At 67.5% G+C, this 23664-nt stretch carries 20 protein-coding genes and 1 pseudogene (1 of these 21 cut by a window edge); 15 read left to right on the top strand and 6 right to left on the bottom strand.

Features of this window, described 5'->3' with window-relative positions:
- Positions 1-9 precede the first annotated feature (9 nt).
- The 7 genes from M2351_RS07710 to M2351_RS07740 all read left to right on the top strand — a co-directional run bounded on the left by M2351_RS07710 (position 10) and on the right by M2351_RS07740 (position 6813).
- Positions 10-777: a hypothetical protein gene (locus M2351_RS07710; protein ID WP_264655526.1), complete on the top strand. Its 768-nt coding sequence runs from the start codon at positions 10-12 to the stop codon at positions 775-777.
- Between the two features lie 363 nt (positions 778-1140).
- A complete protein-coding gene (locus M2351_RS07715; protein ID WP_209772255.1) occupies positions 1141-2046 on the top strand; it encodes a branched-chain amino acid ABC transporter permease in 906 nt (301 codons plus the stop codon).
- Position 2047: 1 nt separating this feature from the next.
- Positions 2048-3565 (top strand): high-affinity branched-chain amino acid ABC transporter permease LivM, encoded by a 1518-nt coding sequence (livM, locus tag M2351_RS07720; RefSeq protein WP_264655527.1) that lies wholly within the window; start codon positions 2048-2050, stop codon positions 3563-3565.
- Positions 3565-4461: an ABC transporter ATP-binding protein gene (locus M2351_RS07725; RefSeq protein WP_264655528.1), complete on the top strand. Its 897-nt coding sequence runs from the start codon at positions 3565-3567 to the stop codon at positions 4459-4461. The genes livM and M2351_RS07725 overlap by 1 nt, the downstream gene beginning before the upstream one ends.
- Before the next feature lie 4 nt (positions 4462-4465).
- Positions 4466-5176 carry an ABC transporter ATP-binding protein gene (locus M2351_RS07730; protein ID WP_264655529.1) on the top strand — a complete coding sequence of 237 codons (711 nt, stop codon included), beginning with the start codon at positions 4466-4468 and terminating at the stop codon, positions 5174-5176.
- Positions 5176-5535, top strand: a complete 360-nt coding sequence (locus tag M2351_RS07735) for a DUF6867 family protein (RefSeq protein ID WP_264655530.1) — start codon at positions 5176-5178, stop codon at positions 5533-5535. The genes M2351_RS07730 and M2351_RS07735 overlap by 1 nt, the downstream gene beginning before the upstream one ends.
- Positions 5536-5709: 174 nt before the next feature.
- On the top strand, positions 5710-6813 hold the full coding sequence (locus tag M2351_RS07740) for a branched-chain amino acid ABC transporter substrate-binding protein (protein WP_264655531.1): 1104 nt from the start codon (positions 5710-5712) through the stop codon (positions 6811-6813).
- An 88-nt stretch (positions 6814-6901) separates the two neighbouring features.
- On the opposite strand, the gene M2351_RS07745 is transcribed toward M2351_RS07740, so the two are convergent.
- Positions 6902-7144: a hypothetical protein gene (locus M2351_RS07745; protein ID WP_264655532.1), complete on the bottom strand. Its 243-nt coding sequence runs from the start codon at positions 7142-7144 to the stop codon at positions 6902-6904.
- Positions 7145-7354: 210 nt separating this feature from the next.
- On the opposite strand from M2351_RS07745, the gene M2351_RS07750 reads away from it, so the two are divergent.
- From M2351_RS07750 to M2351_RS07770, 5 genes are all read left to right on the top strand, one after another.
- On the top strand, positions 7355-7639 hold the full coding sequence (locus M2351_RS07750) for a hypothetical protein (protein ID WP_264655533.1): 285 nt from the start codon (positions 7355-7357) through the stop codon (positions 7637-7639).
- A 508-nt stretch (positions 7640-8147) separates the two neighbouring features.
- Positions 8148-9170 carry an OmpA family protein gene (locus M2351_RS07755; protein ID WP_264655534.1) on the top strand — a complete coding sequence of 341 codons (1023 nt, stop codon included), beginning with the start codon at positions 8148-8150 and terminating at the stop codon, positions 9168-9170.
- A 115-nt stretch (positions 9171-9285) separates the two neighbouring features.
- Positions 9286-9963, top strand: a complete 678-nt coding sequence (locus M2351_RS07760) for a TIGR04283 family arsenosugar biosynthesis glycosyltransferase (protein ID WP_264655535.1) — start codon at positions 9286-9288, stop codon at positions 9961-9963.
- Complete coding sequence (locus M2351_RS07765) at positions 9960-10586, top strand: TIGR04282 family arsenosugar biosynthesis glycosyltransferase (RefSeq protein ID WP_264655536.1); 627 nt, start codon at positions 9960-9962, stop codon at positions 10584-10586. The genes M2351_RS07760 and M2351_RS07765 overlap by 4 nt, the downstream gene beginning before the upstream one ends.
- Positions 10587-10712: 126 nt before the next feature.
- Positions 10713-11360 (top strand): response regulator transcription factor, encoded by a 648-nt coding sequence (locus M2351_RS07770; RefSeq protein ID WP_264655537.1) that lies wholly within the window; start codon positions 10713-10715, stop codon positions 11358-11360.
- On the opposite strand, the gene M2351_RS07775 is transcribed toward M2351_RS07770, so the two are convergent.
- Positions 11337-12800, bottom strand: a complete 1464-nt coding sequence (locus M2351_RS07775) for an ATP-binding protein (protein WP_264655538.1) — start codon at positions 12798-12800, stop codon at positions 11337-11339. The two genes, M2351_RS07770 and M2351_RS07775, sit on opposite strands and share 24 nt — an antisense overlap.
- Before the next feature lie 169 nt (positions 12801-12969).
- On the opposite strand from M2351_RS07775, the gene napF reads away from it, so the two are divergent.
- The 3 genes and pseudogenes from napF to M2351_RS07790 all read left to right on the top strand — a co-directional run bounded on the left by napF (position 12970) and on the right by M2351_RS07790 (position 17510).
- Positions 12970-13470, top strand: coding sequence for a ferredoxin-type protein NapF (napF, locus tag M2351_RS07780; protein WP_264655539.1), 501 nt, complete (start codon positions 12970-12972; stop codon positions 13468-13470).
- An 80-nt stretch (positions 13471-13550) separates the two neighbouring features.
- Positions 13551-13988: pseudogene (locus tag M2351_RS07785) on the top strand (DUF4383 domain-containing protein).
- A 108-nt stretch (positions 13989-14096) separates the two neighbouring features.
- Positions 14097-17510 (top strand): transcription-repair coupling factor, encoded by a 3414-nt coding sequence (locus tag M2351_RS07790; protein ID WP_264655540.1) that lies wholly within the window; start codon positions 14097-14099, stop codon positions 17508-17510.
- Here the strand turns inward: M2351_RS07790 and M2351_RS07795 are convergent.
- The 4 genes from M2351_RS07795 to M2351_RS07810 form a co-directional block, all read right to left on the bottom strand.
- Complete coding sequence (locus tag M2351_RS07795; protein ID WP_264655541.1) at positions 17444-18145, bottom strand: RluA family pseudouridine synthase; 702 nt, start codon at positions 18143-18145, stop codon at positions 17444-17446. The genes M2351_RS07790 and M2351_RS07795 overlap by 67 nt on opposite strands.
- Before the next feature lie 23 nt (positions 18146-18168).
- Entirely contained in the window at positions 18169-18516 is a 348-nt protein-coding gene (locus M2351_RS07800; RefSeq protein WP_264655542.1) for a hypothetical protein, read from the bottom strand.
- Between the two features lie 75 nt (positions 18517-18591).
- Entirely contained in the window at positions 18592-20238 is a 1647-nt protein-coding gene (locus tag M2351_RS07805; protein WP_264655543.1) for a fumarate hydratase, read from the bottom strand.
- A 237-nt stretch (positions 20239-20475) separates the two neighbouring features.
- A protein-coding gene (locus M2351_RS07810; RefSeq protein WP_264655544.1) for a Pls/PosA family non-ribosomal peptide synthetase crosses the window boundary here: on the bottom strand, positions 20476-23664 show its 3' portion. The gene runs 903 nt beyond the window's last position; 3189 of the gene's 4092 nt are visible here — the last part of the coding sequence; the start codon falls outside the window, past its right edge — the gene reads right to left on this strand; it ends in the stop codon at positions 20476-20478.

Here is a 23664-nt window from a genome sequence, read left to right on the forward strand (position 1 = left end):
GGACCAACGATGATTCGCCAGCGCGCCGCTCTTCGCTTCTCGTCCCTGACCTTGAGCCGTGCCGTCGCCGCCGGCCTCGCCGTGCTGATCGCCGGCGCCGCCGTGCCCGCCGCCGCCAAGGAAACGGCCAAGCCGGCCGCGGCGAAGGCCACCTCGAAGTCCACCGCCAAGGCGGCCTCGGCCAAGTCGGCTGCGGGGAAATCGTCGGCTTGCTACAGCGAGGCCGAGCACGCGGCCGAGCAGCTGATCCGCATGCACACGGAGATGATGGTGGTCGGCCTGACTTGCCAGCAGGTCATGCCGGACAAGAAGCCGTTCAACCTGTACCAGGACTTCACGATCAAGAACCGCTCGCTGGTGTCCAACTCGGAAGCGGCGATGATCGACCATTTCCGTAAGCACAGCTCCGGCAACCCGACGCGCCAGTTCGACATGTACCGCACCGAGTTGGCCAACGAGATCAGCCGCCGCGCGGCCGTGATCGGGACGGGCGGCTATTGCGCCAACTTCGTCGACCGTTCGAAGACGGCGACGGAGCTGACGACGGACGATCTGCGCGTCCTGACCGCGGATGAAAAAAACGCCGGCCTGATGCAATTGTCGGCAAAGCCGCTGTGTGGCGTCCAGGTCGTCAGCGCGCCTGACGCGCCCATCGAGACCGCCCAGGCGCCGACCACCCGGACGGCCAAGCCGAAGTCGACCGGAAAGACTACGGCGAAGGCGCCGGGCAAGCCGAAAGTTGCCGACAAGGCCCAGGTCGTTTCCGCCAAGCGCTGAGCGATTCGCCCGTTAGCAATTGGCATGGTTGTTGCGAAGCCCTCCCCGTCACAGCGGGGAGGGCTTTTTTCATGCCTTGGGACTTTCGTCATGGTTGATTGCAAGTGCAATTTTCTCAAAACAGGGCTGAATCGATATTGCAAATTCGCTGAAAATTGGTATTACCGCAGTTAGAGTGCGGGTTTGCCCTCTTGCCCTGTCCAAACAGGGTGGGCTAACGTTCCGTCCAGACAACAATCTTGGCCCCGCGCCTAGACGCACGGGTAAGCCAGTTCGGGGAGTGGCTGTTCACGTGACCGGTGTACTGAGCGTGCCCGTCTCGCACGCCCGTGCCTTTGCATCGCGCTGAGGCGAGGTGAGACGATGGAATACTTTCTTCAACAGTTGATCAACGGCATTTCGCTGGGCGCCATTTACGGCCTCATCGCGATCGGCTACACGATGGTGTACGGCATCATCGGCATGATCAACTTTGCCCATGGCGAGATTTACATGATCGGTGCCTTCGTGGCCCTGATCACTTTCCTTGCTCTGGGCGCTCTGGGCATCACCTGGGTGCCGCTGGCGCTGGTGGTGATGCTGGCCGCGTCGATGCTGTTCACGGCCGTGTACGGCTGGACGGTGGAGCGCATCGCCTATCGGCCGCTGCGCAATTCGCCCAAGCTGGCGCCGCTGATCTCGGCCATCGGCATCTCGATCTTCCTGCAGAACTACGTCCAGATTCTGCAAGGCGCCCGGTCGAAGCCGCTGCAGCCGATCCTGCCCGGCAACCTGACCCTGATGGATGGTGCGGTGTCGGTCAGCTATGTCCGCCTCGCGACGATCATCATCACGGTCGCGCTGATGTACGGATTCACGCAGCTGATCACGCGCACTTCGCTTGGTCGCGCGCAACGGGCCTGCGAGCAGGACAAGAAGATGGCGGCCCTGCTGGGCGTCGACGTCGACCGGATCATCTCGCTGACCTTCGTCATGGGCGCCGCCCTGGCCGCGGTCGCGGGCATGATGGTCCTGCTGATCTACGGCGTGATCGACTTCTACATCGGCTTTCTGGCCGGGGTGAAGGCCTTCACGGCGGCGGTCCTGGGCGGCATCGGCTCGCTGCCGGGCGCCATGCTCGGCGGTGTGGTCATCGGCCTCATCGAGGCCTTCTGGTCGGGCTACATGGGCAGCGAGTGGAAGGACGTCGCGACCTTCACCATCCTCGTGCTCGTCCTGATCTTCCGCCCGACCGGCCTGCTCGGCCGTCCGGAAATCGAGAAGGTGTAAGATGACCGCGCTCTCCATGTCGTCCCCGCGGTCCATCGCCTGGCCCGCGATCCTCAAGGAGGCGGCTATCACCGCCTTCGTCGCCCTGCTCCTCACCATACCGCTCGTCGGCCTGCGCACCGTCGACCGTCCCACCGGCCTTGGGCTGGAGACGCGCTGGGCCGAGGTCGCCGCCGCCGTCGGGCTCGTCTTCCTCGGTCGCCTCGGTCTTTGCCTGATCCGTGACGGCCAGCCGACGGTGGTGCTGGTGCTCGCGGCCGTAGCCACGGCCGCTGGCTTCTTCATTAAGATGCCGACTGAGGCGCTGCGCGTCATCCTGATCGCCGGCGGCGCCATCATCGCCATCCGCGCCGTCATCGCCATCCGCACCGGCCGCTCCAAGTTGAGCCAAGCGGAGCGTGACCAGCGCATGGACCGCATCGCCGCGAAGGTGCAGCACGCTTCCCGCTGGCTGGGGCCGATCGCCGTCGTCGTGGCGCTCGCCTTCCCGCTGACGCCGCTGGCCGACCGCCAGCTGCTCGACATCGGCATCCTGCTGCTCACCTACATCATGCTCGGCTGGGGCCTGAACATCGTCGTCGGCCTTGCCGGCCTGCTCGACCTCGGCTACGTCGCCTTCTACGCGGTTGGCGCCTACTCCTACGCGCTGCTTGCCCACTATTTCGGCCTCAGCTTCTGGCTTTGCCTGCCGTTGGCTGGCCTGCTGGCCGCCGGCTCGGGCGTGCTGCTGGGCTTCCCGGTGCTGCGCCTGCGCGGCGACTATTTCGCCATCGTCACGCTCGGCTTCGGTGAGATCATCCGCATCATCCTGGTCAACTGGTACCAGTTCACCGGCGGCCCCAACGGCATCTCCGGCATCCCGCGCCCGAGCTTCTTCGGCCTCGCCGACTTCGTGCGCAGCCCGCCGGAGGGCACGCTGGCCTTCCACGAGATGTTCGGGCTGGAGTTCAGCCCGCTGCACCGCATCGTCTTCCTCTATTACTTGATTCTGGCGCTGTCGCTGGTCGTGAACCTGTTCACGCTGCGCATCCGCAAGCTTCCGCTCGGCCGCGCGTGGGAGGCGCTGCGCGAGGACGACATTGCCTGCGCGTCGCTGGGCATCAACCGCACCAACATGAAGCTGGCCGCCTTCGCCATTGCGGCGATGTTCGGCGGCTTCGCCGGCTCCTTCTTCGCCACCCGCCAGGGCTTCATCAGCCCGGAGAGCTTCACCTTCATCGAATCGGCGATCATCCTCGCCATCGTCGTGCTGGGCGGCATGGGCAGCCAGATCGGCGTGGTCGTGGCGACCCTGCTGGTCATCGGCCTGCCCGAGGCCTTCCGTGAACTGGCCGACTACCGCATGCTGGCGTTCGGCATGGGCATGGTCCTGATCATGCTGTGGCGTCCGCGCGGCCTGCTCGCTCACCGCGATCCCACCATTCTCCTCTACGGCCGCAACGGCAAGGGCACCGGCGGAGCGGCCGCAGGCACGGCCGCGGCCGGCGGCCAGGGCATCGCCGGGGGGAGGGCGAAGTGATGACGGACCTGTCCATGACGAAAACGCCCCTGCTGACGGTCGAACACCTGACCATGCGCTTCGGCGGTCTGGTGGCCAACAGCGACGTCTCTTTCGTCGCCAACAACGCCGAGATCACCGCGATCATCGGGCCGAACGGCGCCGGCAAGACCACGCTGTTCAACTGCATCACCGGTTTCTACACCCCGACGGTCGGCCGGCTGACGCTGCGCCATCCCGACGGGAAGGAGTTCCTGCTGGAGCGGATGCCGGGCTACCGCATCTCGCAGAAGGCCAGTGTGGCGCGCACCTTCCAGAACATCCGCCTGTTCGGCGGCATGAGCGTGCTGGAGAACCTGGTCGTCGCCCAGCACAACAAGCTGATCCGCGCCTCGGGCTTCTCCATCGCCGGCCTGCTCGGCCTGCCGAGCTACCGCAAGGCGGAGAGCGAGGCGATCGACCTGGCCAAATACTGGCTGGACCGCGTGCGGCTGCTCGACTTCGCCGACTGGTCGGCGGGCAACCTGCCCTACGGCGCGCAGCGCCGACTGGAGATCGCGCGGGCCATGTGCACCGAACCGGTGCTGCTGTGCCTGGACGAGCCGGCGGCGGGCCTGAACCCGCGCGAGTCGGCCGAACTGGCGGAACTGCTGACCTTCATCCGGGACGACCACAAGACGGGCGTGCTGCTGATCGAGCACGACATGAGCGTGGTGATGCGGATCTCCGACCACGTCGTGGTGCTCGATTACGGGCGGAAGATCTCCGACGGCGACCCGGCTTTCGTGAAGAACGACCCGGCGGTGATCCGCGCCTACCTGGGCGAGGACGAGGACGCGGAACTGCCGGCGGAGGTCGCCAACGATTTGCCGGAGGTGGCCCAGAACGATGTGAAGCGTGCGGAAGAGGGGGCCTGAGGCCATGCTGAAGGTATCGGGCGTCCACACCTTCTACGGCGCGATCGAGGCGCTGAAGGGGGTCGACATCGAGATCGCGGCGGGCGAGATCGTCTCGCTGATCGGCGCGAACGGCGCCGGCAAGTCGACGCTGCTGATGACGATCTGCGGCAACCCGCGCGCCCGGATGGGGCGGGTGCTGTTCGAGGGCGAGGACATCACGGGGCTGCCGACCTACGAGATCGTGCGGCGCGGCATCGCGCAGAGCCCGGAGGGACGGCGCATCTTCCCGCGGATGAGCGTGCTGGAGAACCTGCAGATGGGCTCCATCACGGCCAAGCCGGGGAGCTTCGCCAACGAGCTGGAACGCGTGCTGACGATGTTCCCGCGCCTGAAGGAGCGCATCGGCCAGCGCGCCGGCACCATGTCGGGCGGCGAGCAGCAGATGCTGGCGATCGGGCGGGCGCTGATGAGCCAGCCGCGGCTTCTGCTGTTGGACGAGCCGTCGCTCGGCCTCGCACCGCTGGTGGTCAAGCAGATCTTCCAGGCGGTGAAGGACATCAACCGCGAGCAGAAAATGACGGTGTTCATGGTGGAGCAGAATGCGTTCCACGCGCTGAAGCTGGCACACCGCGGCTACGTCATGGTGAACGGCAAGGTGACCATGTCGGGCACCGGTGCCGAACTGCTCGCCAACGAGGAAGTGCGCACCGCTTACCTGGAGGGAGGTCACTGATGGACGGCATTCTCGGTTCATCGCTGTCCGTCTTCCTGGGCGTGACGGTGCTGGTGTTCGGCGGCTGCGGGGTCCTGACCGGGCAGACGCTGGCGGAGGGATGGAAGCCGCTGAAGCTGGCGCTCGCCTACATCCTGTTGCTGGGCCTGGGCGACCGGTTCCTGGTCTGGGGCCTGTTCGGCGGCCAGCTGCTGTCCTTCTACGGATTCGTCGTCCACACCGTCGTCATCGGCGCCATCACGCTGACGGCTTACCGCATTGCGGTCGCGCGGCGCATGGTGTCGCAATATCCTTGGTTGTATGAACGCTCTGGCCCGTTCGGCTGGCGCGAGCGTGTCGGCGGCACTCTCGCCGAATAATGGGTCTTTCCTCCTATCCGAAAAGGATAGTTGGTCTGGTGAAACTGTCGCAGTCCGCGATAGTGGAGGTATAGTAGAACCTTAAGGACGCCGGGCGTGCCCCTTTCGGGCCGTCCGGCCGCACGACCCCGCGGGTCCCCGCGTGACGACTCATAACAGGGAGCTAACGAAACCATGAACTACAAGCTTTCCCTCCTCGTTGCGGTTGCGGCGACCGCTATGACCGCCTCGGTGGCGAAGGCCGACATCGCGGTGGCCACGGCCGGCCCGATCACCGGCCAGTACGCCACCTTCGGCGAGCAGATGAAGAAGGGCATGGAGCAGGCCGTTGCGGACATCAACGCCGCCGGCGGCGTGCTCGGCCAGAAGTTGAAGATGGAGGTGGGCGACGACGCTTGCGACCCGAAGCAGGCCGTCGCGGTGGCGAACCAGCTGGCCAAGGCCGGCGTGAAGTTCGTCGCCGGGCACTTCTGCTCGGGCTCCTCGATCCCGGCGTCGCAGGTCTACGCTGAAGAAGGCGTCCTGCAGATCTCCCCGGCCTCGACCAACCCGAAGCTGACCGAGCAGGGCCTGAAGAACGTCTTCCGCGTTTGCGGCCGTGACGACCAGCAGGGCCAGATCGCCGGCAAGTACCTGCTCCAGAACTACAAGGGCAAGAACGTCGCGATCCTTCACGACAAGTCGGCCTACGGCAAGGGCCTCGCCGACGAGACGCAGAAGGCGCTGAACGCCGGCGGCCAGAAGGAGAAGATCTACGAGGCCTACACCGCCGGTGAGAAGGACTACTCCGCGCTGGTGTCGAAGCTGAAGCAGGAAGCCATCGACGTCGTCTATGTCGGCGGCTACCACACCGAGGCCGGCCTGATCGCCCGCCAGATGAAGGACCAGGGCCTGAACGCCACGATCGTTTCGGGCGACGCGCTGGTCACCAACGAGTACTGGTCCATCACCGGCCCGGCCGGCGAGGGCACCATGATGACCTTCGGCCCGGACCCGCGCGAGCTGCCGGACGCCAAGGCCGCCGTGGAGAAGTTCCGCAAGGCCGGCTATGAGCCGGAGGGCTACACCCTCTACACCTACGCCGCCCTGCAGATCTGGGCCGAGGCCGTGAACGCCGCCAAGTCCACCGACGCCACCAAGGTCGCGGAAGCGCTGCACAAGGGCGGCACCTACAAGACCGTGATCGGCACCATTGGCTTCGACGCCAAGGGCGACGTCACCACCCCGGCCTATGTCTGGTACCGCTGGAACAACGGCCAGTACGCCCAGGTGAAGTAAGCGTTATGCGGCTGCGCCCGTCGCAAGACGGGCGCGCACGCGACAAAGGCCCGGCGGTGTACCGCCGGGCCTTTGTCGTTCGCGTGGATTACGGTCTAAGCCCTTCCGCCACGGGCGCCGCAGCCGTGGCGGCCGGCGTCGGCATGCGCGGCGTCCGCTCGGCGAGCAGGCGTTCCGATGTGCGCAGAACGTCGCGCCAGAAGGCGGCGGCTCTGATGTTGTTGGCAGCCGTGAGTTCGACGAGGCGCACGCGGCTGATGCGGATTGCGGAGTCGCCCAGCTCTTCCACCAGGCGAGTCGCGAACAGAAGCACATCGTGGTCGATCTTCATGCGCTCCAGAACGGTTGCGCCGCAAAAAGGTTCCCCGACAGCGGAGTTCGTGGCGGCTGAGGAAGAAAGCATGTCATGGATTGTGCGCTGCACACAAGGCTGGAGCAGCCTTTCGGGTGGCGGAGATGTTGCAACACCGCTACATTCCCCGGCCGGTGCGCTCCGGTCCCATAACGGACACTCGCCAGACGGGGCCCGTTTGGTGTTTCTATGGCGTTGCTTGAGCGCGGTGCCGGCCCAGAAGGCGTGGGCCCGGAATTCCAGGGTGTCGGAGAAGTGAATATGCGCAGAAAGCGCGAAGTCGTCGAAGGCCAGTTGTTTCGGAAGCTTGGGCCCGGCGGCGGGATCTGGGAAGTGATCGCGGTGCGCAAGGACGGCCTCGGCACGCAGCACGCTCAGATGCAACGGGCGGACGATCCCAAGACCCTGAAGACGCTGGCCGTGTCGACCCTGCTCGACCCCAGCCAGTTCGAAATGGTCGCCGAGCAGCCGTGAGCCGAATGGCTCCGGTCAGGCCGGAGCCATTCTTCTATGGTGGGTGCATACTTCTACGGTGGGTGCATAGGCCGGCGGTTCCTGAGGATTGCCGACAGGGCCGCTCAGCGAGTCACGCGGCTCAAGCGGTCGGACAAAGGCGGGCGCATCCACAACAGTCCCTCCCTCGCCGAATGAATGCCCCTTTGACTCGTTCACCAGTCGACGAACAGTCCAGGCCATCGTTCGACGAACCGATCATTCGGGCCGCTGCTTTCCCATTCAGGCGTGTATGCAGAAATGCAACAGGGCTGGGGTTCTTACAACAGGGGCCTTGTGACACGGCGGGCTTGCTGATATCTGGAGTCAAGAACACTCAACCGCCGACGGACTGCGGCGGGCCTGCCTCTCGGCGGTGCGGGAAGACGAGGCCTCGGGTTCTCCCCCTGGGCGTACAGTCGTTCTTGTGCCGACGTCTGCGCCTCGGTTGTACCGGCCCAACAGTGCCGTCAACAAGGGAAAGAAGAAAATGACTCTGCGTGGGATCCTGCTCGGCACCGCTGTTGCGATGTTGCTGCCGACCGCCGCCATGGCCGCGTCCGAGGGCTTTTACGTCGGCGCCGGCGCCGGCGTGAACTGGACCGAGGACTCCAAGTTCCGCTTCGAGGGCACGAACACCAACGCCAAGTCCGATTACAAGATCGGCGGCATTGGAGACGTTTCGGCCGGTTACGCGACGTCCTACGGCCTGCGCCCGGAACTGGAGTTCGCGTGGCGTTGGCGCAACTCGGTCGACAGCACGTCGAGCAACGCGGCGGCCTTCAACGGCGCCGGCGGCAAGGCCAGTTCGATCGCCTTCATGGGCAACCTGCTGTACGACATCGACACCGGCACGGCCTTCACGCCGTACATCGGTGCCGGCGCCGGTATCGCGCAGGTTCGCCAGGAAGTTGGCCCGCTGAGCGACCGTGACTGGGTCTTCGCCTACCAGGGCATCGCCGGCGTTTCCTACGGCCTGACCAACAACCTGGCCCTGACGCTGGATTATCGCTACTTCGCCACGCTGGATCCGAAGTACGACTTCGGCCCCGTCACGGTGAAGGGCGAGTACACCAACCACACCATCCTCGCCGGCCTGCGCTACACCTTCGGCGCCCCGGCCGCGACGCCGGCCGCCGCTCCGGTTGCCCCGGCCGCTCCGGTCCAGGCGCAGCCGCAGACCGAGTACCTGGTGTTCTTCGACTGGGACAAGGCCAACATCACCCCGGTGTCGGACAAGATCATCAGCGATGCCGCCGCCGCCGCCGGCAAGGTGCGCGCCGTCAGCATCCACGTGATCGGCCACACGGACACCTCGGGTTCGCCGGCCTACAACCAGAAGCTCTCGCTGCGCCGCGCCGACGCGGTGAAGAGCGCGCTGGTCGCCAAGGGCGTCCCGGCCAACCAGATCACCGTCGAGGGCAAGGGCGAGACCCAGCTGCTCGTGCAGACCGGTGCGAACGTGCGCGAGCCGTCGAACCGTCGCGCGCAGATCCTCATCCGCGTGAAGTGATCGGGCGGACGGCCCCTCGTCAAAAAGGGGCCGTTGACCGTCGGAACGAAAGGGCGTCGCCTGTGCGGCGCCCTTTTGCGTTTTCTCGTCATCCTTCCGCACGGAGGCTGGTGCCGTGTCCGCCCTGTCCTTGGCCGTGGTCATCCCCACCCTGAACGCCGCCGCAACGCTCGGCGCAACGTTGGGCGCGCTGCAGGGCGACGTGCGACGGCTGGTGGTGGCTGATGGCGGATCGAACGATGCAACGCTGGATCTCGCGCGGTCAAACGGTGCCCTTGTCGTGGAGTGCCCGCCGGGACGTGGCGCGCAGTTGGCCGCCGGTGCGGCGGCGGTGGAGGAGGATTGGATCCTGTTCCTGCACGCAGACACGCGGCTGGGCGGCGGCTGGCGTCCCGTGGTTGAGGAGTTTGCGGCCAATCCTGACAATGCACGGCACGCCGGCTATTTCCGTTTGCGCTTCGACACGCCGAATCCGGCGGCACGGCGGGTCGAGCGGCTCGCCGGCTGGCGCGCGCGCGCGCTTGGGCTTCCCTACGGGGACCAGGGTCTGCTGATCGCACGGGGCTTCTATGGGTCGTTGGGCGGCTTTCGCCCGTTGCCGCTGATGGAGGACGTGGAGTTCGTGAGGCGCGTTGGCCCCGCCAGGCTCCGGGAACTGCCGGTCGAAGCCCTGACCTCTGCGGCACGCTACGAACGCGACGGGTGGTTGGCGCGGCCCCTGCGCAACATGGCCTGCCTGACCCTCTACGCCGTGGGCGTCCCCCCGCGCATAATTCGGACGCTGTACGGATGAGGCAGCGCAAGCACCTGATCGTCTTCGCCCGGCCGCCACGACTCGGGCGTGGCAAGCGGAGGCTGGCCAAGGACGTCGGGACTGTCGCCGCTTGGCGTTTCTACCGCACGGTCTTGTCCGCCCTGTTGTGGCGCCTGCACCGCGATTCCCGCTGGATTCTGTGGCTTGCCGTGACTCCCGACCGGTCGGCGGGGGAGCGGGGCTGGCCCGTGCGAACCCTGCGGATCGGGCAGGGTGGTGGCGATCTCGGGCAACGAATGGCGCGGGCTCTCCGCGAGCGCCCCTGCGGCCCGGCGGTGCTGATCGGCAGCGACATTCCGGAAATCCAGCCGGCCGACATCGCCGCAGCGTTCCGCGGGCTTGGCCGAAACGATGTCGTTTTCGGGCCGGCGCGCGATGGCGGCTACTGGCTGGTGGGCGTCCGCCGCACCCGCGCCTTGCCGCGGACCCTGTTCGACGGCGTTCGCTGGTCGACTCCGCACGCCCTTGCCGACACGGTGGCCGGGCTGCAGCCCGGTACCAAGGTCGGGCTGGTCGCCACGATGGAGGACGTGGACGACCTCGATTCATACCAGCGAGTGTGGATGGACGGCGGGCAGGGGCGAAGGCGGCGCAAAAGGTAGGGAAAATGCGCATCAACTGTGGCGTGAAGCGCCCGGTCGGCGTATGACGTCCATACCGAAGTCCGCACTTTGGTCCGAAATGCCCGACACCGACGACGCCCCCGACTCTGACACGCAGGTATCGCCATGCAGGTTTTGATTGCCGACGATCACTCCATCGTCCGCAGCGGCCTGACCCATCTGGTGGGAGAATTGGACGCGCAGGCGGATGTGGTGGCGGCGACAAATTACGCCCAGCTCAACCAATTGCTGGATGGTGCCGGTCCTTTCGACCTGATCATCATGGATTTGCGCATGCCGGGGCTCGGCGGCCTCGACGACGTCGAGACGGTGGTGAAGCGCGTGGCTCCGGTGCCGGTTGTCGTCTTCTCCATGATCGATTCGCCGGACGAAATGCGCGCGGTCCTGTCGCGCGGCGTGCGGGCGTTCGTGCCGAAATCGACCGACGACGTCTTGGTCGTGAACATCCTCCGGCTGGTTATGGCTGGTGGCTCCTACGTCCCGCCGGTCCTGGGCATGCCTGGCCTCGGCGCGTCCCCGGCGCTGAAGCCGCCGCACCAGCCCAGCGTCTTCGACGGCATGACGCGCCGGCAACTGGAGGTGCTGGACCTGCTGGCCCAGGGCCTGTCGAATCAGGAGATCGGGGAAAGGCTCGGCCTCAACCTGTCCACGGTGAAGACGCACGTCACCGGCGTGCTGAAGGCGCTGGGTGTCGGCAGCCGCACCCAGGCGGTGCTGATGGTCAAGGAATCAGGCCGCGACCGTCTGGTCTGAGCGGACCGCCAGCGGCACCGCGACCGAAAATACGGAGCCGCGCCCCTCCACCGACCGCACGTCCAGCCGGTGGTCGAGCAGCCGCGCCAGACGCTCCACGATGGCGAGGCCCAGGCCGATGCCTTCGCTGCGGTCGCGGTCCGGCCGGTCGAGCTGGACGAACTCCTCGAAAATGCGCTGCCGGTCCGCTTCCGCGATTCCCCGGCCTGTGTCGTACACCTCGATCCACAGCTGGGAACCGCGGCGCCGACATCCCATCAAGACGCCGCCCTGCTCGGTGTAGCGCACGGCGTTGGCGAGGAGGTTGCGCAGGATGCGCTCCAGCAGGAAGGGATCGCTGCGCACGATCAGCCTCGTCGGGACGACCCGCAGGCGGAGCCCCTTGTCTTCCGCCAACCCTTCGAACTCCGATTCCATCTGGTCGAACAGGACGGCGAGCGGGACGTCCGTCGGCTTCGGCTCCACGACCCCGGATTCGAGTTTGGAGATCTCAAGGATCGCGTTCAGCAGATCGTGCATCGACCGTTGCGCCGCCCGCAGGTCGCGGACCAGAACCTGCCCGCGCGGCGTCTGCACCTGCCGTTCGAGCATGCTGGTGAACATGTTGATGGCCTGAAGCGGTTGCTTCAGGTCGTGGCCGGCGTGCGCCAGGAAGCGAGACTTCGCCAGATGCGCCTGTTCGGCCGCCTCCTTCGCGGCGTGCAGCTCGGCGGTGCGGACGCGGACCTGCTCCTCCAGCGTCTCGTTGGCTTCCTCCAAAGCCTCGGTCATTCGCGTGATGTCGGAGAACTGGCGTTGAACGTGGCGCACCATGGGGCGGAAAATCACCACCGCCTCCGCAGCGAGGGTCAGCAAGGTCAGAAACAGGGCGAGCAGGCCGAGCCGGTGCAGCGTGGCGAAACCTTGCTCCCCGGCGGCCTGATAGCGCGCGACCATGTCCTCCAGCCGGGTCAGCAGGGGGCCGAGCGCTTGGTTGACGATGGTCATCGCCTCCGGCATGTCGCGCGGCACGCCGTCGGGGCCCGCGATGATCACGGCGCGCAAGGCGGCGATCTGCCTCAGCACCAGGTCATTGAGCGGCTCCGGCCCGTCGAAGTAGAGCCCGCGCACGGCGACGCCCAGGGCGGAGGATGGGTTGACCTTGGTCAGGCGCCGGTGCGCGGCCTCGAACATCTCCGTCGTGCCGACGAGCCGGCCGGTCAGGTCGCGGCGCTCGTACTCGGTCTGGGCGTTTTGCAGCTGTTCCACCAGAAGTGCGGTGCGCTGCGACAGCATGCGCTGCCGGCCGGAGATGTTGATGACCTCCAGCATGTCCGCATGCTGGTTGATGACGCGTTCCGTCGACAGGAATCCCAGAACGGTGCACAGGGCGATAACCCCCAACGCCAGCCGGAACCGGATCGTCATCCAGCGGGCGGTGGTGTTGCCGATTGGGACCATGCGGGTCGTCTTCCTTCCTGCTGCTCCGGCCTGCCGCTCCGGGATGACCGGCGCCGCATCTTGATGCGGGTCAAGGCGCGTTAGTCTGCAAAAACACGACAGTAAACGCAAATTCGGTGCCAACCAAAGGCCGGACTGACAGTAGGGCCGAAGCCCGGGGGAGTTGATCATGGCGGTGAGCCGCGCGGGCCTGTTGCGGGGGCGGTTCCGGGCCGACCCGAACGCGATCCGTCCGCCCTGGGCGTCGGCCGATGCGCAGGCTTTCGCATCGGCCTGCGATGCTTGCGGACGCTGTGGTCCGGCCTGCCCGGAGGGCATCATCGCCTTCGATCGGATCGGCCGGCCGCAGATCGACTTTTCCAAGGGCGGCTGCACGTTCTGCGGTGCCTGCGCGGACCGCTGCCCGACCGGCGCGTTGTCGCGGTTGGATGGGGCCCGTCCCTGGGGGCTGGTCGCGGAGATCGGCGCTGCGTGCCTGTCACTCGCCGGCACCGATTGCCGCATGTGCCACGACCACTGCGATCCGGCCGCCATCCACTTCCGCCCGCTGGGGCGCGGACGCTGGCTGCCGACCATAGAGGAGGCGGATTGCACCGGCTGCGGCGCCTGCGTCGCGGTCTGCCCGGTCGGCGCGGTGTCGGTGGAGGCACGGTGGGGCAAGGAGGCGTGACGGTGTTCTGACGGGAACGCCCCCGTCAAGTGCCTGTTGGTAGGGCAACTTGACCCTGTTCTGCCAACGGAGAAAGCCCCATGTGGTGGCGCAACGTGACCCTGATCTACGCCGTGGCATTCACGGCGGTCGGCATTCTCGGATTCGTACCGTCCTTCCTGTCACCGCCAGCCGACGGCGTGACGCTCGCCGTCGAATCATTCCATGGCTACCTGCTCGGCCTGTTCCCGGTGAACCTGTTGCACAACATCGTGCATCTTCTGTTCGGGCTTTGGGCGTTCTTCGCCTATTTCTCCGGCCGGCTGGCGTCGCGCGGCTAGCTAAAGAGTGTGGCGGTCATCTACGCCGTCTTCACCATCATGGGCCTGATCCCCGGCCTGAACACGTTGTTCGGCCTGGTCCCGCTGCACGGCAACGACATTTGGCTGCACGCGCTTCTGGCCATCGTGGCGGGCGTCGTCGGCTATGCGGTGCACGAGCCGGAAGCCGACGTGACCCGCGCCGAGTGGCGCGCGTAAGCTTGGCTCCAAGCCCAATTCTAACAAGTCCAATCCTCAAGTCCAGCGGCCGGCCATGAAGGCCGGTCTGGCGGCTGACCTCCCATCACGATCGCAGAGCGACGCCGCATGAACCTTCCCGAAGGGATGACCGACTCCGGACGCCGTGTGCTCCACGGCGTTCCGGACGGATACGACGCGTGGGTGCTGGCCGAGTTGGCCCGGCGCTCGCCGGCCGGCACCGTCCTCCACATTGCCGAGGACAGCCGCAGCATGGAGCGGTTGAGCCGCAACCTGCGCAGGGTGGCGACCGACGCCGAAATCCTGACTTTTCCCGCCTGGGACACGCTGCCCTACGACCGCGCGTCGCCGTCGGCCCGGGTCGCCGGACGGCGGATCGCCACGCTGGCGCGCCTTGCGCAACCGACGACCGGCCCACAGATCGTCGTCACCAGCGTCGGCGGCGTGCTGCGGCGGCTGCCACCGGCCGACGCCTTGGCGGACGGCGCGCTCCGCCTCGCCGCGGACCATCCGACCGACCCGGAGTCGCTGCGCGGTTGGCTGTTCCGCAACGGCTACGGCCCGGCCGCGGAGGCTCGCGATCCCGGCGACGTGCTGTTCGGCGACGATGATCTCCTGGTGGTTGACCCTGGCCGGGCAGAGCCGCTTCGCATCCCCTTGCCGGACGCGCGGATCGACGCGGAGTTGCTGCCCCTGTCGGAGGTGCCGCTCACCGAAGCCACCATGGCCCGCTTCGCGACCGCATACTTGGCGGCCTTCGGTGCCGAGGCGGAAGGTGATCCTCTGTACCAGGCGGTTCGGGCCGGGCGCCGCTATGTCGGTATGGAGCAGTGGCTGCCTCTGTTCTTCCTCAACACCAATAGCCTGTTCGACCGCATGCCCAGTGCGGTCCTTTCAATGGACGAGGGCACGGAGGCGATGCGCGATGCGCGGCTGGAGCAGGCGCGCCATGCCTTTGAATCGCGAAAGCGCCAGATGGCCGCGTCCGAAAAGGCCGGGCTGCCGGCCTACCGCCCGCTGCCTCCGGAGGATGTGTTCCTCGATACGGCGGCGTGGAAGGACGGGCTTGCCGGGCGCGCGGTCGTCGTCCTGTCGGGTGGCGAAGGCAGCGCGGACGCTGGCGGCCGCCCTGTGACCCTGGCCGGTGACGACGAGGAGGATCGCGTCGCCGGATTGCGCGCCGACCAGCAGCGCCGCGTGCTGATCGCCGTCGACGATCCGGGGCGGGCGAAAGGCTTTGCCCGCCACCTTCGCCGCGAAGGAGTGGACGCGGCCGTCGTGGAGGACGCGGTCGGAGAGCAGCCCATCGCCGTGGTGGCGCTGGACCTCGACGCCGGCTTCCAGGCGCCCGGGCTTGCCGTCGTCACGGCGGCGGAGGTTCTGGGCGAGGTGGTCGCGCGGCCAAGCCGGCGCCGGTCGCGCCGCTTGGTGGACGACTTGCAGGCGGAGGCGGCCGAACTTGCGCCGGGAAACCTGGTCGTGCATCTGGATCATGGGATCGGCCTGACCGACGGGTTGGAGGCGCTGGAGGCGACCGGCGCGCCGCACGACTGCCTGCGCGTCCTCTACCGCGACGAGGCCAAGAGCTATGTCCCCGTGGAGAACCTGGATCAGGTCTGGCCCTTTGGCGCGGCCAGCGGGGCAGCGCCGCTCGACCGGCTCGGCGGTTCCGTGTGGGCGCAGCGGCGGGACTCCGTGGCGGACTCCCTCCGTGTCGCGGCGGCCACCCTGGTCCGCACGCAGGCCGAACGGGCCATGGCTCGCACCGATCCGATCCGGCCGGACCGCCGCGCCTACAACCGCTTCGCCGACCGGTTTCCGCACGAGGAGACGCCGGACCAGCAGACGGCCATCGATGCGGTTCTGCGCGACCTCGCTTCCGGCCGGCTGATGGACTGGCTGGTCTGCGCCGACGTGGGATTCGGCAAGACCGAGGTGGCATTGCGCGCCGCTTTCGCCGTGGCGATGGCCGGCCGGCAGGTGGCGGTGGTCGCCCCCACGACCCCGCTCAGTCACCAACATCTGGAGGAGTTCCAGGAGCGCTTCGCGGGCTTCGGCGTCGCCATCGCCGAACTAGCGCGCAACGTTTCGCCATCCGAAGCGAAGGCGGTGAAGGAAGGGCTGAAGAGCGGGGACATCCGAATCGTGATCGGCACCCACGCGCTGCTCAGCCCGGGCGTCACCTTCGGCGACCTCGGCCTGCTGGTGGTGGACGAGGAACAGAGGCTGGGCGTGAAGCAGAAGGAGCGGCTGAAGGCCATGGCCGCTGGCACCCACGTGCTGACCCTGACGGCCACACCGATCCCGCGCACCTTGCAGCTGGCCATGGCGGGCCTTCGCGACCTGTCGGTGATTGCGACACCACCGTTGCGGCGCCGGCCGGTGCGGACGGAGTTCGTTCCCTTCGACCTCGACGCGGTGGCCGAGGCCCTGCGCGCGGAGCGGACGCGGGGTGGCCAAGCCTTCTACGTTTGCCCGCGCATCGAGGACCTCGACGAGATCCGGGCGCGGCTGGCCGCCATGGTGCCGGAGTTCCGCGTTATCGAGGCGCATGGCAAGATGAAGCCCGATGCGCTGGACGATGCCATGACGGCCTTTGCCGATGGGGCGGGCGACCTGCTGCTCGCCACCAACATCGTCGAGACCGGGCTGAACATCCCCAACGCCAACACGCTGATCGTGCACCGCGCGGACCGGTTCGGTCTGGCGCAACTCCACCAGCTGCGCGGCCGGGTGGGGCGGGCGGCGGTGCAGGGCCGCTGCTGGCTGACCGTGGAGGACGGGGAGGAACTGTCCGAGGCCGCCCGCACGCGCCTGCAAGTGCTGACACGGCTGGACCGGCCCGGCGCCGGGTTCGAGCTGGCGGCGCGCGACCTCGGCCTGCGCGGCGCCGGCGACCTGCTGGGAGAGGAACAGTCCGGGAACCTGCGCGACGTCGGGGCGGACCTGTTCCAGGAGATGCTGCGGCAGGCGGTGGAGGCCGCCCGCGCCGGCCGTCCCGTGCCGGCGATCCTTCCGCCGCGCGTTACGCTGGGACAGCCGGTGCTGATCCCCGACGATTACATCCGCGATTCCAACCTGCGGCTCGCGGTCTATCGGCGCCTCGCCACGTTGGAGGATCCGGAGGAACGGGAAGCGTTCGCCGCGGTCATCGCCGACCGGTACGGCCCACTGCCGGAGACGTTGGAAACGCTGATGGATCTCGGCGCCCTGAAGTGCCTGAGCCGGGAAGCGGGCGTGGCCGCGCTCGACATCGGGCCGAACGGCGCGCTGTTCGCCTTCGCGGACGACACGGGCCCCGACGACGATGCCCTGGGCCAGTTGGTGGAGCGGCGCCAGGACCTGAAGCGCCGCCCCGACGGACGCCTCGTCCTGGTGGCCGGCGACCGCGGCGATGAGGATTTTCGCCGCGCCGTGCGTCGCCTGCTGCGCGATCTCGTTCGCCTCCGGAAGGCTCAACCTCCCGTCGCTTCGGAGGCCGACTCCGTGAAGCCGCAGGCGGCGAGGGCCGCGCGCATGTGAACCGGCACCGGGGCCACGGCCCCGACCGGCGCGCGGGACGGGTAGAGGGGCAGGGTGATGGCGCGGGAGTGCAGGTGCAGCGGCCGGTCGCCCGGCCCGCCATACTGCGGATCGCCCAGCAAGGGGCAGCCCAGCGCCGTCGCGCAATGGACGCGGATCTGGTGCGTGCGTCCGGTGTGCGGCTTCAGTTCCAGCCACGTCATGCCGTCGCCGCGGCCCACGACTTTGTAATCGGTGACCGCGGATTGCCCGTCATCGGCCACGACGATGCGCCAGCCGCCCGTCTTGTTGCTCTGCTTCTTCAGCGGCAGTTCGATGCGCCCCTGATCCTGCGGAGGCGTGCCGGCGACGACCGCCCAGTAGGTCTTGTCGACCTTGCCGTCCTGGAACAGCTTTCCGAGCTTGCGCAGGGCCTTGGGATGCCGCCCCAGGATCAGGCAGCCGGACGTGTCCCGGTCGAGCCGGTGGGCGAGGCCAGGCGGCTTCGGAAAGCCGAAGCGCAGCGCGTCGAAGTACCGCTCCAGGTTTGGCCCACCGCCGGGGCCGGCATGCACTGGCACTCCGGCCGGCTTGTCGAGGATGAGCATCAGCCCGTCGCGGTACAGAACGCGGGCCTGGATTTGTTCGGGTGTCATGCTGCCTTCAACCAGCGAGGCGCTCAGTCCTCGTCATCCTCATCGTCGTCAACCGAAACGGATTCCGCGGCCAGCACGTCGGGCCGTACTGCCGCCAACGCCATCAGCACGGCGCGCACCGTCTCCGGATTCTGGTCTTCGCCCACGACCAGAGCGACCAACTCATCGGTGACGACGGGCGGAGCCGGGACGCGGCGCCGGATGGCGCGGATTTCCTTTTCGATCGCCTTGCGCTCCTCCGCCACGTCGTTGGCGTAGTGGGTCTGGTAGCGCATGGAGAAGTCGTGCAGGCGCCGGTTCACGATGACCTCGGCGGCGAACAGGGCGCGGCGTTGTGCGTCGGCGACTTTGGCGGTCTGGTCATCGGACATGGCGGATCCTGCTGCTGTTGGTTGGACCAAGCCCTCCCTCTCCCGGCGGGGCCGGGAGAGGACAGGCGCCCGGCGTCAGGCGAGCTTCAACTCCTTGAAGAAGTCGTTGCCCTTGTCGTCCACGATGATGAAGGCCGGGAAGTCCTCGACCTCGATGCGCCAGATGGCTTCCATGCCGAGTTCCGGATACTCGACGCACTCCACCTTCTTGATGCAATCCTGCGCCAGACGGGCAGCCGCGCCGCCGATGGAGCCGAGGTAGAAACCGCCGTGCTTCTGGCAGGCCGCGGTGACCTCCGGGCTGCGGTTGCCTTTGGCCAGCATGACCATGGAGCCGCCGGCCGCCTGGAACTGGTCGACGAAGCTGTCCATGCGGCCGGCTGTGGTCGGGCCGAAGGAGCCCGATGCATAGCCTTCCGGCGTCTTGGCCGGGCCGGCGTAGTAGATGGGGTGGTTCTTGAAATAGTCGGGCAGCGGCTCGCCGGCGTCCAGGCGGGCGCGCAGCTTGGAATGGGCGAGGTCACGGGCGACGATCAGCGGGCCGGTCAGCGACAGGCGGGTGCGGATCGGGTACTGCTTCAACGTGGCGAGGATATCGCTCATCGGCTGGTTCAGGTCGATCTTCACCACCTCGCCGGCGAGATCGCCGTCGGTGATCTCCGGCAGGTACTTGGCCGGATCGGTCTCCAGCTGTTCCAGGTAGATGCCGTCCTTGGTGATCTTGCCCACCGCCTGACGGTCGGCCGAGCAGGACACGCCAATGCCGATCGGCATGGAGGCGCCGTGACGCGGCAGGCGGATGACGCGGACGTCGTGGCAGAAATACTTGCCGCCGAACTGCGCGCCGATGCCCATGGTCTGGGTCAACTTGTGCACCTCGGCCTCCATGGCGAGGTCGCGGAACGCGTGCGCGTCCTCGCCGCCCTCGGTCGGCAGGTTGTCGAGGTAGCGGGCCGACGCCAGCTTCACCGTCTTCAGGTTCTGCTCCGCCGACAGGCCGCCGATGACGATGGCGAGGTGGTAGGGCGGGCAGGCCGAGGTGCCGAGGTAGCGGATCTTGTCCTCAAGGAACTTCAGCAGCCGATCCGGCGCCAGCACCGACGGTGTGGCCTGGTGCAGGAAGGTCTTGTTCGCCGACCCGCCGCCCTTGGCCATGAAAAGGAACTTGTAGGCGTCCTCGCCCTCCGCGTAGATCTCCACCTGGCCCGGCAGGTTGTTGCGGGTGTTCTTCTCCTCGTACATGGAGATCGGGGCGAGCTGGCTGTAGCGCAGGTTGCGCTTCAGGTAAGCGTCGCGTGCACCCTCCGACAGGGCTGCCTCGTCACCGCCCTTGGTGAAGACGCGGCGGCCCTTCTTGCCCATGATGATCGCAGTGCCGGTGTCCTGGCACATCGGCAGCGTGCCGGCCGCGGCGATGTTGGCGTTCTTCAGCAGGTCCAGCGCGACGAACTTGTCGTTCGGCGAGGCCTCCGCATCGTCGAGGATCGCGCGGATCTGGCTCAGGTGGCCCGGGCGCAGCAGGTGGTTGATGTCCTTGAAGGCCTCCTCGGCCAGCAGGCGCAGGCCTTCCGGCTCCACCTTCAGGACCTCCTCGCCATCGAACTCCACGACCGAGACATAGTCGGAGGTCAGCTTGCGGTAGGTCGTGTCGTCCTTCGCCAAGGGGAACAGCGTCGAGGCGCCGCGGGCGAGGCTGGTATCGCCAGATTTCGGGCTGGGCATCAGGGGGCTTCCTTCCTGTTTTTGGGTCACAGGTCCCGATGCGGCGCGCGGGAGCGCGCAAAAGGGCCTGGGCCACGCTCGGGCATCGTTATACACCGCTGAAGCCCGCGCACAACGGGAACGCGTTCCCTGCGGCGATTAGGGAAGACGCCGCACCGACCCCACAAAAGGAAAGGCCCGGCGCTTCTCCTGTCGGGGAAAGCGGCGGGCCTGGCTTTCGTAAGTCTTTCTAGGGCGTTACGCGGCGTTCTTCAACTCGGCCCTGATCTCCGGCTGCGGGGCTTCGACTGCACGTTCCGCCGGTGCGCCGGCCCATTCCGTGTGGGCCGGGATCTCCTCGCCCTTCATGACCAGCGTCAGCGGGCCGAGCCGGGCGTAATCGCCGACGTGGGTGTCGTACAGCACCGTGGCACCAGCCCCGATGGTGACCCCGTTGCCGACCGCGACGCGACCGACCTTCATCACGCGGTCCTCATACAGGTGCGTCTGCAGGGCCGACAGGGCGTTCACGGCGGTGTAGTCGCCGACCGACACGCAGTCGAACTCGGTGATGTCGGTGGTGTCCATGAAGACGCCCTTGCCGAACTTGGTGCCGAACAGGCGCAGCACCCAGGGCAGCATCGGCGTGCCGCGCAGATGGTCGAGGAGCACCTTGCCGGCCAGACCCCAGTACAGCACCGCGACCGCCTCGGTCTTCATGGCCCACCAGGACCACATCGGTTTCACCGTTGGCGCGTAGCGGCCCATCAGCAGCCACTTCACCAGGATGACCATCGCCACCATCGCCACCGGAATGGCGACGCTGACGCCCAGGAACTGCAGCAGGAAGGAGCCGTAGCGCTGCTCCAGGATGGCGGGGGCGAACAGCTCCACCGCCAGCGTGCCGAAGGTGATGAACAGCATCGTCGGCATGGACAGGCTGAAGGCCTCGAACACCGCGCGGCCGAAGCGCCGGGCCTTCGACGGCTCGTAGGTCCAATTGGCGCCCACGCCGTCGAACCGCTGGCGGACCGGCAGCTTGATGGGCGGGCTGCCAAACCAGGTCTCCCCGGCGGACATCGCCTCGTTGGCCGGGGGCTTCGACTTGATGCCGATCAGAGAGCCGGTCGGGATGCTGGCGCCGGGGGGCACCACGGCGTCGTTGCCGACGAACACGCGGGCCTCGGTCTTCACCGGCTTCAGGAACATCCAGCCGCGGCGGATGTCCTCGTCGCCCAGCACCACCTCGTCGGCGATGAAGCACTTCTCCCCGATCTCGACCAAGTCGTAGCGCCCGGCGAGGTTGGTGGAGATCTCCGCATCCTTGCCGATCTTGGCACCCATCAACCGGTACCACGCCCGCATGTAGACGGTGGCGTAGAGCGAGCTGAGCGTGTCCAGCATCACCTCGGTCGTCAGGGCCACCAGCCACTTGCGCAGGTAAAAGCCGCTGTGGACGGAGTAGGTGCCGGCCTCGACCTTCGGCAGGACGATCCAGCGCACCGCCGCGATCAGCAGCACCGTGGCGGCGACCAGGGCCATGGCCGTCGGCCAGGCGATCAGCGGCAGGTAATAGAGATAGTTGATCCCGAAGGCCGAACCCAGCACGCCGTCCAGACGGTCGAACAGATAGAAGGCCGGGAAGATCGGCATCAGCGTAACCGGCGGCACGGCCAGAAGGACCGCCGTGTAGAACAGCGCGTGCATGGCCTTGCGCAGGGCGCCGGCCTCGGCGGGGGCGGGCAGCTCCTCGCGCGCCACGCTGCCGGTGCGGCGGGCGGGCGAGCCGTCCCAGGTCTCATAGGAGCCGGTGTGGGCATGGGCGGGCAGGGCGGTCAGGTCGGCCAACTCCGTCCCCGCGCCGACCACGGCGTCGTGCCCGATGACGCACGAGGTGCCGATGTAGGCGTCCTCGCCGATCTCCACCGTGCCGATGACCAGTTCGTTGCCGATCACCTCGGCGTTGGCCAGCTTCACCTTGCCGCCGATGGAGGCACCCTTGCCGATGGTGACGAGGTCGACAGCGCCGGACTCGAACTCGCCGATCAGCGCATCGTCGCCGACCTTGGTGCCGAGCGCCCGCAGGAGCACCCGCATGACCGGGCTGCCCTGGAACCACTTCAGGTGCACCAGGCTGATGAAGCGCTGCGCCAGCCACCAGCGGTAATAATAGGTGCCCCACAGCGGGTAGCGGCCGGGCTTCGTCCGCCCGATGACCAGCCACTTGGCGCCGATGGCGATCAGCACCGTGGCGACGTTGATCACCATATAGACGCCGAGCAGGGTCGCGATCTCCTGGAAGAAGTTCGCGTCCTCGCCCGACAGCAGCATGTAGCTGACGAACACGCCCAGCCACTGCGCGGTCATCAGCGCCAGGATGAAGGGCAGGGCGGCCGCCTGCGCGGCCCCGCAGAGGAAGCGGCGCAGCAAGGGCGGCGGCATGAAGGACAGGTCCTTGCGGACCGCGGCACCCATGGCGCCCTTCGGAGCGCGCGCGTCCAGCTTGTCCGCCATGGTGCGCAGCGTCCGCGCGCCGTAAACGTCCTGGAGAGTCAGGCCATCCAGGTGCTTGGTCTCACGGACCGCCGACACGAAGCGCGCGGCGAGCAGCGAATGGCCGCCCAGATCCATGAAGAAGTCGGCGTCCAGTGGAATGGCCTGGCCGGGGAACACGCGCTTGGCGGCGTCCAGCAGGGCGGCCTCCGTCTCCGTCCGCGGTTCCTCCTGCTGGCCGGCCCCGGCATCGTCGGTCAGCACAGCGATCTGCAGGGCCTTGCGGTCCGCCTTGCCGGAGGTCAGGCGGGGCAGGCGGTCCGTCAGCTCGAAATGCGACGGCACCATGTAGCCGGGCAACTGTGCGAGCAGCGTCGTGCGCAGGCTCGCCTTGTCCAGCGCGGCGCCCGCCTGCGGCACCAGGAAAGCGACCAGCCGGTCCAGCCCCGTGTCGTTGCGCAGGACGACCGCCGCCTGCGCAACACCGGGAATGTCCGTCAGCTTCGCCTCGATCTCACCCAGTTCCAGGCGGAAGCCGCGGATCTTCACCTGGTCGTCGATGCGGCCGTGGAACAGCAGGTTGCCGCGCTCGTCCACGCTCACCGCATCGCCGGACCGGTAGAGCACCGGGTCGGCGCCGTCGGCGAAAAAGGGGTTCGCGATGAATTTCTGTTCGGTCAGGTCCGGGCGGCCCAGATACCCTTTGGCCACGCCCGGGCCGCCGATCAGCAACTCACCCTGCACGCCGGGGCCGACGAGGTTCAGCGACTCGTCGACCACATAGCCGGTGTAGTTCGGGATCGGTCGGCCGATGGTGACGGGCTCATTCGGACGGACCTCGGCGATGGTCGCGACGACCGTCGCCTCCGTCGGGCCATAGCTGTTGAAGATCGTCCGACCGGGGCGGCACCAGCGCGCGGCGACCGCCGGGGGGCAAGCCTCGCCGCCCAGGAT

The sequence above is a fragment of the Azospirillum canadense genome, assembly GCF_025961225.1.
Lineage (GTDB): Bacteria > Pseudomonadota > Alphaproteobacteria > Azospirillales > Azospirillaceae > Azospirillum > Azospirillum canadense.